Source organism: Candidatus Omnitrophota bacterium, assembly GCA_041653595.1.
Classification (GTDB): domain Bacteria; phylum Omnitrophota; class Gorgyraeia; order Pluralincolimonadales; family Pluralincolimonadaceae; genus Pluralincolimonas.
Genome location: JBAZFB010000007.1, coordinates 43,333 through 56,269 on the forward strand (window position 1 = coordinate 43,333; position 12,937 = coordinate 56,269).

Annotated in this window: 15 protein-coding genes; all 15 read right to left on the reverse strand. The window is 55.7% G+C overall.

Annotated features, from left to right (window positions below; all coding sequences use genetic code 11):
* Positions 1-35 precede the first annotated feature (35 nt).
* Positions 36-452 carry a hypothetical protein gene (locus WC317_04250; GenBank protein MFA5339347.1) on the reverse strand — a complete coding sequence of 139 codons (417 nt, stop codon included), beginning with the start codon at positions 450-452 and terminating at the stop codon, positions 36-38.
* Positions 439-1,020, reverse strand: coding sequence for a type 4a pilus biogenesis protein PilO (gene pilO, locus WC317_04255; protein MFA5339348.1), 582 nt, complete (start codon positions 1,018-1,020; stop codon positions 439-441). Before pilO ends, WC317_04250 begins: the two co-directional genes overlap by 14 nt.
* Positions 1,008-2,444, reverse strand: a complete 1,437-nt coding sequence (gene pilM / locus WC317_04260; protein MFA5339349.1) for a pilus assembly protein PilM — start codon at positions 2,442-2,444, stop codon at positions 1,008-1,010. The genes pilO and pilM overlap by 13 nt, the downstream gene beginning before the upstream one ends.
* Positions 2,441-2,860 (reverse strand): pilus assembly PilX N-terminal domain-containing protein, encoded by a 420-nt coding sequence (locus tag WC317_04265; protein ID MFA5339350.1) that lies wholly within the window; start codon positions 2,858-2,860, stop codon positions 2,441-2,443. Before WC317_04265 ends, pilM begins: the two co-directional genes overlap by 4 nt.
* Complete coding sequence (locus WC317_04270; protein ID MFA5339351.1) at positions 2,857-3,369, reverse strand: hypothetical protein; 513 nt, start codon at positions 3,367-3,369, stop codon at positions 2,857-2,859. The genes WC317_04265 and WC317_04270 overlap by 4 nt, the downstream gene beginning before the upstream one ends.
* The gene (locus tag WC317_04275; protein MFA5339352.1) at positions 3,359-3,730 is read right to left on the reverse strand and encodes a type II secretion system protein; all 372 of its coding nucleotides are present in this window, start codon (positions 3,728-3,730) and stop codon (positions 3,359-3,361) included. The genes WC317_04270 and WC317_04275 overlap by 11 nt, the downstream gene beginning before the upstream one ends.
* A gap of 3 nt (positions 3,731-3,733) precedes the next feature.
* The gene (locus WC317_04280) at positions 3,734-4,189 is read right to left on the reverse strand and encodes a type II secretion system protein (protein ID MFA5339353.1); all 456 of its coding nucleotides are present in this window, start codon (positions 4,187-4,189) and stop codon (positions 3,734-3,736) included.
* Between the two features lie 71 nt (positions 4,190-4,260).
* Positions 4,261-5,475 carry a type II secretion system F family protein gene (locus WC317_04285; GenBank protein MFA5339354.1) on the reverse strand — a complete coding sequence of 405 codons (1,215 nt, stop codon included), beginning with the start codon at positions 5,473-5,475 and terminating at the stop codon, positions 4,261-4,263.
* Between the two features lie 2 nt (positions 5,476-5,477).
* Positions 5,478-7,175, reverse strand: a complete 1,698-nt coding sequence (gene gspE / locus WC317_04290; GenBank protein MFA5339355.1) for a type II secretion system ATPase GspE — start codon at positions 7,173-7,175, stop codon at positions 5,478-5,480.
* 114 nt (positions 7,176-7,289) lie between these two features.
* A complete protein-coding gene (locus tag WC317_04295; protein ID MFA5339356.1) occupies positions 7,290-7,790 on the reverse strand; it encodes an HAD-IIIA family hydrolase in 501 nt (166 codons plus the stop codon).
* Between the two features lies 1 nt (position 7,791).
* Complete coding sequence (locus tag WC317_04300; protein ID MFA5339357.1) at positions 7,792-8,748, reverse strand: KpsF/GutQ family sugar-phosphate isomerase; 957 nt, start codon at positions 8,746-8,748, stop codon at positions 7,792-7,794.
* Between the two features lie 3 nt (positions 8,749-8,751).
* On the reverse strand, positions 8,752-9,582 hold the full coding sequence (kdsA, locus tag WC317_04305) for a 3-deoxy-8-phosphooctulonate synthase (protein MFA5339358.1): 831 nt from the start codon (positions 9,580-9,582) through the stop codon (positions 8,752-8,754).
* Positions 9,579-11,201, reverse strand: coding sequence for a CTP synthase (locus WC317_04310; GenBank protein MFA5339359.1), 1,623 nt, complete (start codon positions 11,199-11,201; stop codon positions 9,579-9,581). The genes kdsA and WC317_04310 overlap by 4 nt, the downstream gene beginning before the upstream one ends.
* Positions 11,198-11,929, reverse strand: coding sequence for a 3-deoxy-manno-octulosonate cytidylyltransferase (gene kdsB / locus WC317_04315; protein ID MFA5339360.1), 732 nt, complete (start codon positions 11,927-11,929; stop codon positions 11,198-11,200). Before kdsB ends, WC317_04310 begins: the two co-directional genes overlap by 4 nt.
* A 2-nt stretch (positions 11,930-11,931) precedes the next feature.
* Complete coding sequence (gene rfaE1 / locus WC317_04320) at positions 11,932-12,936, reverse strand: D-glycero-beta-D-manno-heptose-7-phosphate kinase (GenBank protein ID MFA5339361.1); 1,005 nt, start codon at positions 12,934-12,936, stop codon at positions 11,932-11,934.
* Between the last annotated feature and the right edge of the window lies 1 nt (position 12,937).

The window sequence follows — 12,937 nt, forward strand, 5'->3', positions numbered from 1 at the left end:
GTTATAATAGCAAAAGATATGCGTGAAGTCAAGCGCTAACGCCCTATCCTGAGGGTCCTTATCTCATCGCCGGACTTGACGGTCACGGCGTCTTTCGTTATCTCCAATATCTTGTATCCCGATACCTGGTCGCCTACTTTCGCCACCTTGCCGTCTATTATGCAATAGCTCTTCCCGGGGTCGCAGAAGATCCCGCTAAGAGATGCCGGGCCTGCGCCGGCCTCGGCCGGCCCGCCGCCGATCGCGAACGGGTCCCTGCCCCAGGATTTGAACGAGCTTGTCATACGCTCTTTTTGGAAGACGGGTTTTTGGGCCGGGGCTGCGGCCGCGGGAGCGGTTTTCGCCTCCTCCGGCTTTTTAGCGCGCGGCTTCAGGACGGCCATCGCGGTAACGGCAATAAATATCGCGATGACTACCCCAAGGATGACTAATTGCTGTTTATTCTTGTCCACTTTCGGCCTCTTCCAGGGTATACGTGAACACCTTCATATCCACTATTAATTTCGGGAACGTCCTCTCGTCTTTCGCGATCCGGAATTCCGGGACGGCCGCAAAACTGCTCTCCAGACTATCCAACGATCCGAGATAATCCCCGAGGCTCTTATAGGCCGCCCTCATCTTTATGTCTATGGGTAACGCCTTGCAATTGAACGCCGCGGACATCTCAGGGAGCGGTTCGGCCGGCTGGGGCGTTATCGAGATGAAATCTATGTTGAGACCCTTACCCTTCTTCGCCAACTCCTCGAGTATAGCCGGCGTCGGGCTCTTTGAAGGGAGCCGCTTGCGCAGGTCCCCGACTTTCGCCTCTACCCCGGCCTTATCCAATTTGAACGCGGAAAGTTTATTGCGACCGGCGGTAAGCTGGGCATTGAGCTCGCGCCAGGTCTTCTTCTTCTCGGCCAGTTCCTTCCTCGCCGGAGCGAGAACCACCGCGAACAGAATAAGGAATATGACGATCCCGGTGATGACCGCCACAGCCGTCTTATTCTTCTTCAGTCCTATATTTTTCAGAACAGGCATTTGATATCGAACTCCGTATTTGAATTCATGCCTTCGCCCATCTTGGCGTTCAATAGCGTCACGCTCTTGAACATGCCTCCTTCAAGCGACGATATGATGCCGGACAGGGCCTTTTCGCGGTTCTTGACGTCGCCTGTGATCTGGCCGCTTATCTCTAAACCGGACGCGTCAGCCTTAAGGCTCGAGAGGACCGCGTATTTCGGGAGCCTGTTGCTGAGTTCTTTTAACGCCTCTTTCCACGGCGGGATGCCTGAGAGGACCGAGTCGATAAACGCCTTCCTTTCGGAGAGTTCTACCGCGAGGCGCTCATAATGCGATGTTATCTCCAGCTGGGGTTTCATGACCTCCATCTCCTTTATCCCGTAGCTTATCTTCTTGTCGTAGTTAGCCAGCTGCATCCTCATGCCGATAAAAGAGAGCACCAGGGAAACGGCGACCGCGGCTACCACCGACTCGACCGCCGCTTTCTCGAATGTGCGTATGGTCTTTTGTTTTAATTCCGGCGGCAAAAGGTTTATCCCCCGGCCCTCGCTTAAGGCCGCGCCTACGGCGTTGGCGAAGATGCCTGATGCCGGGGCCGGATCGGCGAGCGCGCCCTTTTCCAGAGAGATCCCCTTAAATGGGTCTCCCTGAGAGACCGGAACGCCGATGTTCTCCTGTAAAAATTCCGCCAGTCCCTTTATCGACGCGCCGCCTCCGGTTAGGAAGACCGACCCGACCTTGTCTCCGGACGATTCGTTCCCGTAATAGTGGAGGGACCGGTCGATCTCCTGCGCCAGCCGTTCCGCCGCCGGGCGGTTCAGGTCTTTGGTGATCGCGGCGGCGCCTGAATTGACATTTCTTGTGAACGCAAGATAACCGTCTTTTATGATATTTATCCCGGTATAATTATGCCCGATATCCACGACCGCGGCGGCCTCGCCTCCCTTAAGGCCCATGCGGTTCGACAGCTTCTCTATGGCAATAGGCGGCGGGAAGAGCGCGGCCGGGCTGATGCCCGCCCCGGCGAGGGCTCCCACTATACTGTCTACCGCCTTTGCCGGCATCACGGCCAGCTTCACTTTGTATTTGCTTACGCCTCCCTCGGCGGTCTCCTGCAGTTTGTAATCAATAAGGAGCTCGTCAAGCGGCAGGGATACCTTCTCTTTCACCTGCCATCTCACTGCCTCGGGTATCTCCCGGTCCGACATCTTTGGTATCGTGAAATAACGCAGGCATCCTTCCGGGCAATCGGCTACGCAGGTGACCCTGGCGGATTTGACACTCATGCCGGCCACGGCCTTCTTTACGCCTTCCTCTTTCGGGACGAGGCCGGCTTTTTTTAAAATGATATCTCCGGCAGGCCCGGTCCCTATCTCGACCGCTTTTATCGCCGAGGAACCGATATCTATGCCTATATATATCTCTTTCTTTTTGAAATTCATTGCTCGTAACTCTCTTTCCAGGAAGAGCATGCAAGGAACTTGCCGCTTCCATCGTCCGTATAGACGGCGACGAGGCGCGCTTTTATCTCTTTCCCCGTTGCGGGGAGGTCAAGAGGCATCTTGCCCCGCACATCGATAGTTAACGTATCGGAAACGCGGGTGACCGCTACATACTCGACCGTCCCGTCGCCGAGCGGTATGGGCGCGGGAACGGCCGCGACCGGACGCCCGGCCCGCACATCGCTCAATATATTGTCAACGCCTGCCTGGGCCAGATATAACGCCTTCGCATCGTCGAGCTGAAATCCGGCGGATCTTGTATTGGAAGAGACCATGGATACTATAGCCATCGTCATGACGGCGAGGGCCGTCATGAACACAAATGTGATTATCAGCGCGAAACCACGCCCTCTCATATGCCCCTCGGCCTGACTTTAGCCATGAATTGGATCGATTCCGCCCCGCTCGCAAATGTCAGGTCGATCCCCACGACCCTTATCTGGGACGGGACTATCACGAGCATCGGGTTGGTGTTATCATCGGGCCTGTAATACCTGAACGCCAGCGACTGGACGTTCCGCGCCACCACCGGCCCGCCGGCGCCGTCCTGCGTGCGCAGCAGGTTGCCGCGCGCCAGCCGGTAGCGGATGGTCTCCTGGCTGCCGTCGCCGTCGACATCCGCGAGGAAAGTCAGGCTGCGGGTGTCCGTCGGCGCTATAAAAGACGTGGCCTGCCTCAGGTCGCATGACATAGTATTCAGTCCGTAAGATATATCTTTAATGAAACCTCCCCTCGTCATTTCTTCGCCCAATATCCTTAACCCGACCATGTAAGTAAGGGCTATGGCGCACATTAAAACGGAAACGAGCGCCATATTAAAGACGACCTCTATCAGGGTGAGGCCGCGCCCGTCCCTAATTGACATCCGAGACATACGTGACTAAGGATATCTTCACGTCTCCCGACCTTTGCCTCCAATAGATATTGACCGTTACCTGTTTAAGGTTCGGTTTAGCGCCCAGGACCAGGACCTCCCTCTCAAATAACGCGTAAGGGCTGCCTGCCGCCGTCCTCGCCTCGGGGACTATCGAGGCATACGGGACGTTGCGAATCTCTTCCATCTTCACCTGCGCAAGCGCGGTAGCGAGCACCGTATTCTCGTTCTCGACGCTGCCGTAAATGCCCATACTTAATATTTGCAGCAGCACTACCGCGCCGGCCGCGAAAAGCGCGATCACGATCAGGATCTCTATCAGCGTAAAACCGCGCGCGCCGATTTTGGCCAAAAGCTAAAAACCTCCCGAACCCGGAGTCCCGTTTGAGACGAAGATATCATCGCCTGTCGCGCCTGCGGGATTCACCGTTCCCGTGGCGCTGATACCTGTTATCGTAGCCGTCCTGTTGGGGCCGAGAGACCAGATCACATAATACGCTCCGCTGACCGCATATCTGTACTGCGTCGTCGCCGAGGCGCCGAACGGGTCATATAAAACAGAGCCTAGTATCTGCGGGATGGCCGTCGTCAACTGGGTCTCCCAACTACCGCCCGCTGCCGGATACGTATGCGGGTTGCGGTGCATATACCACGATTCTACCGCTGCCTGCAACGTCCTCAATTCCGCGGCGGCCTTGGTCGTGTTGCCCTCGTCGCGCATGCCTCCGAACCTCGGCAGGGCGATCCCTATCAGTATCGCGATGACCATGATGACGATAAGAAGTTCTACAAGCGTAAACCCCTTCCTCATCTTACTTCCTCCTTTCGTTAATGGTAGATGGTGAACATCTACCATTCGCGCTTGACGCATATGTCAAGCGCTCACCTTCTTAACACTTTTACCAGGTCGAACATAGGAACCAATATCGAGGCCATGATGACGGCCACGACACTACCCATTATCAATAAAAATGCCGGCTCGAGAAGGGACGTGAGCCTCTTTATGTGATAAGCGACGGCCGCCTCGTAGAGATCGGCGACCTTATTCAGCATTATGTCGAGGTTGCCGGTCTCCTCGCCTGCCGCGATCATCTGGACCGTATCCGGAGGGAACTCCGCGCTCGCTTTAAGCGGCTCTGATATCTTGCTCCCGCCGCGCACCGCCTCGCGCGCTTTCGCGACCACGCGCGATAAGACCTCGTTGCCGATAGTCGCCTCGAGTATCTCCAGCGATTCGAGTATATCCACGCCGCTCGCCGAAAGCGTGGAGAGCATCCGGGCGAACCTGGCTATGGCCGCCTTGCGGATGAGCGGACCGACCACCGGGACGGCGAGTTTAAGGCCGTCGACCTTTAAGCGCCCTCCGCGGGTATCCGCGTAGATACGCGCGGCCAGGAAAAGCGCGGTCAGGCCGAGGGCGAAAATGTACCAGTAATCTTTTATCGCCATCCCCGCGCCGTAGAGTATGCGCGTGACGATCGGGAGCGGAATATTTGCCCGCAAGAATATATCCGCGAACTTCGGTATTATGAACGTAACTATGAATAAAATAACGACGGCCGCGGCTACGGACAGGACCGCGGGATACAATAACGCGCCGCTGACCTTCTGCCTAAGGTCCAGCTCGTTCTCGCCGAAATCGGCCAGCCTCTTCAACACGAGGGAAAGGTTGCCGCTCGCCTCGCCCGCCTTGACCATGCTTATCGTGAGCCTGGAAAAAGCCAGCGGGTGGGCCATAAGCGCCTCAGAGAGCGAAGAACCTGTCTCCACCTTGACCGTGACGTCTTCCAGTAATTTTCTAAGCCTCCTGTTCTCCGTCTGAGCGGAGATGGTCCTAAGCGAGGTCAAGAGGGGCAATCCCGCTTCGAGCATATTCGATAATTGGATATTAAAGAATATCATATCCTCGGGTTTTATGCCCCCGAACCCGCCGATAAAGTCCCCGACAGAAAATCCGCCGGAGGCGACCGAGACCCCGGTTATAACATACCCCATCTTGCGGAGTTTTTCGACGAGATCGGCCTCTGCCGGAGCTTCCATCACCCCTTCCACGAATTTCCCCGATTCGTCTCTCGCCTTATAGCGGTATAGGGACATGCCTATTCTTCCTGTTGGGTGACCCTCAGGACTTCCTCGAGGGTAGTTATGCCGGCCTTGACCTTCTCTATGCCGTCCTCCTGCATCGTCTTCATTCCGTTCTTGATAGCGGCCTTCCTTATCTCCGCGGAAGAGGATTTTGCGACGGTAAGCGCCCTTATGGCGTCGTCGGGAAGCATCAATTCGAATATGCCGACCCTGCCTTTATACCCGGTATGCAGGCACTTGTCGCAGCCCCTGCCGCGGTAAAACTTTACCTGTTTCGATGATGACAGGCCCACCTCTTCCGATAATTTCGCGGAGGGGACGTAGTTCTCCCTGCAATCCTTGCATATGACGCGGACGAGCCTCTGGGCTATGACGGCCAGGACCGAAGAGCTGACCAGGAACGGTTCGACGCCCATGTCCACGAGGCGCGCGACCGCGCCGGGAGCGTCGTTGGTATGGAGCGTGGATAATACGAGATGGCCGGTAAGCGCCGCCTGTATCGCCACCTCGGCGGTGTCGAGGTCGCGGATCTCGCCGACCATTATGATGTCCGGGTCCTGCCGGAGGATGGAACGCAGGCCGTTCGCGAAAGTGAGCCCGGCCTTCGTATTTATCTGCATCTGCCGCACGAGCTTCAACCTGTATTCGATCGGATCCTCTATCGTCACGATATTCTTTTCCGGGGAATTTATGGTGCTTAACGAGGAATAGAGCGTGGTCGTCTTTCCGGAGCCGGTCGGGCCGGTCACGAGTATTATGCCGTAAGGCCTGCGTATAAGTTTCTCGTATACGTTAAGCATCTCCCGGGAGAAACCGAGTTCGCTCAATCCCAAGAGGATGCTGTTCAGGTCGAGGAGCCTTATGACGACATTCTCGCCGTATACGGTAGGTATCGTCGAGACCCTGCAGTCTATCTGGCGGTTCTCGATCTTCAGCTGGAACCTCCCGTCCTGGGGGACCCTCCTCTCCGCGATATCCATTCCCGAGAGGATCTTTATCCTCGATATTATCGCCGACTGGAGGTCTTTCGGCGGGGAGATGACCTCGTGCAGGACGCCGTCAACCCTGTATCTCGTCCCCAGGAAGATCTCGTCGGGTTCTATGTGTATATCCGAGGCCCCGGCCTTTATCGCCTCGCTTATCAGGAGATTCACGAGCTTGACTATCGGCGCCTCCTCGACGAGCCCCTGCAGGGCCTTGAGGTCGGATTCCGCGCCCTCTTTTATCTGAAATTTATCTTTATCGACGGATTTTACGATATCATCCATCGTCCCGCGCGCGCCGTAATACTGGTCGAAGGCCCCGATAAGTTCCTTCTCCGGGACGACGACAGGCTCCACTTCGCATTTGGCCTTAAGGCGGGCTTCGTCCAGGGCAAAGATATCCAGCGGGTCTACCATGGCGATGGTAAGGGTCCCTCCGATCTTGAATAAAGGAAGGATCATGTTCTTTCTGCAGAAATTTTCGGGGAGGATATCGATGACTTTTGGGTCGATGAAATAATTCGAGAAATCTATGCGCGGGATGCCGAGCTGCTGCTCGAAAAAGGAGATGATGGCGTCCTCTTCGACCATGCCGAGCCTTGTCAGGACGCGGCGAAGAGGCTCTTTTGTCCTGTCGGCCTCCTCCTTAGCCTTCTTGAGCTTCTCCGGAGTAACAAGGCCGCGCTCGACCAGAGCTTCGCCAAGAGACTTCTTCTCTCCCTTCGGCATCACCACTCCTTGTAAGAAGGGCTGCTTTTTTACGACTTTTTAAATTGTTAACTTATTCCGATTAAATAGTATACGTGAGCGGGATTTTTTTGTCAACGTATTTTGGGCTGGGGACTATTCCGGCCATTTATTCTGGGCCTTGAGGATGATCTCTATAAGCTCGCGTATCGCGCCGCGGCCGCTTCCTGCATTCGTGGTGTAATGGGCGGCGGATTTGACCTCGGGCCTGCTGTAAGGGACCGCGACGGCGAGGCCGGCGCGCTTCATGATCGGCATATCTATCAGGTCGTCACCGATAAAGCACGCCTCTTCATCGGTAATCTTGAATATCCTGAGGAGCTTTTCATAGGCCGCGCCCTTGTCTTTCACGTTCATAAAGGCCTTGGTGATATGGCAGACCTTCGCCCTGCGGGAGACTATGCGGGATTTCTTGGCGGTCACTATCGCGGACTTCAGGCCGGCCCTCCACCAGAGGGTCAGGCCGTACCCGTCCTGAACGTCGAACGCCTTGAACTCGTCGCCGTAGTTGTCGTATATTATCTTGCCGTCTGTCATGACCCCGTCGACGTCCAGGATAAGCAGCTTTATCTTGGCGGCCCTTTCCCGGATATCCATACTAAACAAGCCCCGCCTTCAAGAGATCCTGCACGTCGACAAGGCCTATAGGCCTCCTCTTATTGTCGACAACCGGTATCTCGTCTATCTTCCTCTCGCGCAGGATCCGGAACGCGTCCGCGGCGAGCATCTCTTTCGATATGGTTATAGGGTTCCTTGTCATGACTTCCCTGACCTGTCTCAGGGGGAGCGCGGCGTCTTTTCCAAGGTGCCGCCTCAGGTCGCCGTCGGTGAATATGCCGACTAGGACGCCTTTCTTGTTCACTACGCTTGCCGAACCGGCCCGCGCCTCGGTTATTCTAAGGAGGACGGCCTTTACCTTCGCGTCATCTTTCACTACCGGGTTTGCCTTGCCTTTCCTCATGATATCCCCGACTTTCAGGATAAGCCTCTTGCCGAGGGAGCCGCCCGGGTGATAGAACGCGAAATCCTCTTCTTTAAAACCGCGGCGGTCGAGCAGGGTTATCGCGAGCGCGTCTCCCATCGCGAGCATCGCTGTCGTCGACGCGGTTGGGGCGAGGTTCAGGGGGCACGCCTCCCTCTTGACCGCGACGTTAAGCACGACATCGCTGTACCTGGCGAGCGAAGACTCCGTATTCCCCACCATCGCTATGAGCTTCGCGCCGATCTTCTTTAAAGTGGGAAGGAGCCTTATAATCTCCTCAGTCTCTCCCGAATTTGATATGGCCAGGACGACATCGTCTTTCGTGACCCTGCCGAGGTCGCCGTGTATCGCGTCGGCCGGATGCAGGTAGAGGCTGGGCGTCCCGGTCGACGACAATGTCGCCGAGATCTTCGCGCTGATAAAACCGGGTTTCCCCATTCCGGTAACGACCACCTTTCCCCTGCAGGCAAGCATGAGCTTGACCGCCTTTTCGAAATTCGCGTCGACCCGCTTTATGAGCGAAAAAATAGCTTCCGCCTCGATCTTAAGGACCTCCTTAGCCCGCCTCATCATCTCTTATATCCCTTTCCTTCTTACCGCCGAATCTATCTCTTTTACGGTCACCAGTAACTCTTCAAGGTCTTTAAGCGCCAGCGAATTAGGCCCGTCGCATAAGGCGCATCTGGGGTCCTCGTGGACCTCGAGGAATAAGCCGTCGCATCCCGCGGCGACCGCCGCGCGCGCCAGGACCGGGATGAACCTGCCCTCGCCGCCCGACGCTTTGCCCATCCCGCCGGGCAATTGGACCGAATGCGTGGCGTCGTATACGACCGGATAACCCAGCCCGGCCAAGATCGGCAGCGCCCTCATGTCGCTTATGAGATTATTGTATCCGAAACTGACACCCCTCTCGGTGATTATTATGGACCTGTTCCCGGCCGATTCGACTTTTTCTATCGCAAATCCTACGTCCCACGGCGCCATGAACTGGCCCTTTTTTATATTTATCGTTTTTTTGGTCTTGGCTGCCGCGATTATGAAATCGGTCTGGCGGGAAAGGAACGCCGGTATCTGGATGACATCGAGGACCCGCGCCGCTGCGTCGAGTTCCTCCTTGCAATGCACATCGCTCAGTATAGGAAGGCCTGTCTCCTCCTTTACCCTTTTAAGGATCCGTATCCCCTTTTTGATCCCCGGGCCGCGGTACGACCTCATCGACGTCCTGTTCGCCTTATCGTAGCTCGACTTATATATGTACGGGACATCGAGGCGCTCAGCTATCGCTTTTATCGCCTTCGCGTGGCGCACGGCCGATCGTTCGCTCTCGATGACGCAAGGGCCCGCTATTAAAACGAGCGGCCCCCTGCCGCCTATCCTTATCCTGCCTGCCGATACGGTCTTTGTCATTGTCTATCGCCCCTTTTTGATCCGGACTCTATCGAGGCCCGGACAAATTCCCTGAAGAGCGGCTGGCAATTATCCGGCTTCGATTTGAACTCGGGATGGAACTGGCATCCTATGAACCACGGGTGCCCCTGCAGCTCGACGATCTCCACAAGCCTTGCCTTAGGGAAGACGCCAGTCACTATAAGCCCGCATTTCGCCATCGCGTCCTGGTATTTGTTGTTGAATTCATACCTGTGGCGGTGCCTTTCGTATACAAGAGGCTTTTTATACGCCTCGTAGGTCTTCGTGTTCTTCCTGATCCTGCAGGGGAATTTCCCGAGCCGCATCGTCCCGCCCATCTGCGTCACTTTCCGCTGCTCCTCCAGGAGGCTTATCGCCGGATGCGGGGTATTCTTGTCGAACTCGGTGGAGTTCGCTTTATCAAGGCCGCATACGTTGCGGGCGAATTCTATCGTCGCACACTGCATCCCGAGGCATATCCCGAAGAACGGGATATTATTCTCGCGCGCGAACCTCACCGCCCTGATCTTGCCTTCTATCCCCCTCGTCCCGAACCCGCCGGGGACAAGTATACCGTCTACGCCGCCGAGGAGTTTCTCTGCGCCGTATCTCTCAAGGTTCTCGGACTCGACCCTTTTTATATCGACGCGCGCGTTATTGGCGATCCCGCCGTGGCGCAGCGACTCGTAGATGGATTTGTAAGCGTCCTGCAGTTCAATATATTTTCCCACCACCGCGATAGTGGTATGCTTCGACGGGTTCAGGGCGGGCTTTATGACCTTCTCAACCCAGTCTTTCAATCCCTTGTCGCGGCAATGCAGGCCGAGAAGCTTGACGATCTTCTTGTCGAGGCCCTGATCCTTGAGCATAAGCGGGACCTCATAGATATCCTTGACGTCTTTCGCCTCGAATACGGCGTCCTCGTCCACGTTGCAGAAGAGGGCGATCTTTTCTTTCAATTTTTTCGAGAGCGACTTCTCTGTCCTGCAAAGAAGCAGGTCCGCCTGGATGCCGATCTCGCGGAGTTTCTGGACCGAATGCTGGGTGGGTTTTGTCTTGAGTTCTCCGGCGGCCTTAATATAAGGGACGAGGGTCAGGTGTATGTTCAGGACATTGCCGCGGCCTTTCTCGAGCCTAAGCTGCCTTATCGCCTCAAGGAAAGGAAGTGACTCTATGTCTCCCACGGTGCCGCCTATCTCGCATATGACAACATCTATGCCCTTGCCCCTGCCGACCCTCTTTATCGAATCCTTGATCTCGTTGGTGATGTGCGGGACGACCTGGACCGTCCCGCCGAGATAATCGCCGCGACGCTCCTTGGTGATGACCGAATTATATATCTTTCCGGTCGTCACATTATTATCCTTCCCCGTCACTATGGAAGTGAACCTTTCATAATGGCCGAGGTCGAGGTCGGTCTCGGCGCCGTCATCGGTCACATAGACCTCGCCGTGCTGGAACGGGTTCATCGTGCCGGGGTCGACGTTAATGTAAGGGTCAAGTTTCTGTATAGTTATCTTCAGCCCTTTCGACTCAAGAAGCTTTCCTATCGAGGCGGAAGCGATGCCTTTACCCAGGCTGGAAACAACCCCTCCGGTTATGAATATGTATTTTGTCATTTACTCCTCGATATCAATACTTCTTTCGCGCGCTCGAGGTCTTCCGGCGTGTCGATGCCTATGGTGTCGAACTGCGTCTCGGCGACCTTTATCTTGTAGCCGTTCTCGAGGACGCGCAACTGCTCCAGCCCCTCTATGTTCTCCAGGGCCGAAACAGGAAGGGTAGTGAACGTGAAAAGAAATTCTTTTGTGAAACCGTAAAGCCCGATGTGCTTGTAAAAGACGACGCCGTCGTGGAAACGCGGGAACGGGATCGGCGAACGCGAGAAATACATCGCGTAGCCGTTCTTATCGGTGACCACTTTTACCACGTTGGGATTCCTGAGGTCCTCGGGATCGGTTATCTTCTTCTTAAGCGTCGTCATCGAGATGCTCTTGTCCTCGAGGAGCGGCCTGACGATATCGTCTATCATCGACGGATGCAGGAGCGGCTCGTCGGCCTGGATGTTCACGACGACTTTGGTATCGATCGGGTTAACGACCTCCCTTAACCTGTCTGTCCCTGTCTTATGCTCCTTTGAGGTAAGCACTACCTTTCCCCCGAAACGCTCCACTTCTTCTTTTACCTTCTCCTCGTCGGTCGCCACTATCAGGTCGTCGAGTGTGGAAGCTCTCCTCGCGTTCTCCCAAACATGCTGTATCACCGGTTTGCCCATGAGGTCGGCGAGGACCTTGCCCTCGAACCTGGTAGAACCGTATCTCGCCGGTATTATGCCGATAGCGTCCATTCCTAAGCCTGCCAATGGTGGTCTTTTATGCGCGCTTTCAATTCATTCTGCGATGTCGTCGCGACACCGACCTTCCCGACTACTATACCTCCGGCGAAATTGGAGATATGCGCGGACTCTATCATCTTCGCCCCGGCGCATAAGGCCGCCGCGAAGACCGCGATCACCGTATCCCCGGCGCCTGATACGTCGAATACCTCCTGCGCGACTGTCGGGATATGTGTTATCCTGCCTCCGCGCTCAAAGAGCCGCATTCCTTGCTCGCCCAATGTGATGAGCGCAGCCTGCAGTTTTAACCTCTGCAGGAGGGACCGGCCCAGCCTGTTCAATGACGCGTCGTCCGACGCCTTTATGCCGCCCATCGCCTCCGCCTCTTTGCGGTTGGGGGTTATGACTGTCACCCCTTTGTAATATGAAATATGCTCTTCCTTCGGGTCGACGGCTATCACTTTCCCGTGCTTTCTCGCGAGAGGGATCACTTCTTTCAGGACGGCCGGGGTTATGACCCCTTTGCCGTAATCTTCTATTATTATGCCGTCAACATCTTTTATCTTTTTCTTTATGTAATCTGCGAGTTCTTTATGGACCGGCCCGCTTAAATGGCTGGAATTCTCCCGGTCTATCCTCACGACCTGCTGGTGGCGCGCGACGACCCTCGTCTTCAATGTCGTTGGCCTGCCGGGGTCCGAGACGATGCCCTCAAGGTTTACGCCCTTCTTCTTCAGGATAGTCTCGAGCTGCCGGCCATGCTCGTCTTTCCCTATCACGCCGGCGAGATACGCCTTCGCCCCTATCGCGCTTATATTGTTCGCCACGTTAGCCGCGCCGCCCGGCATAAGCGACTCGCGCTCTACCAGGACGACAGGCACCGGCGCCTCGGGCGATATCCTCGATGAATCGCCCCATATGAACTCGTCGAGTATCAGGTCCCCGATGACCAATATCTTCACGCCCTTGAATTTCGATATCGTATGCTCTATCTTAGAGAGGTCGTCGTGCTTTAACATA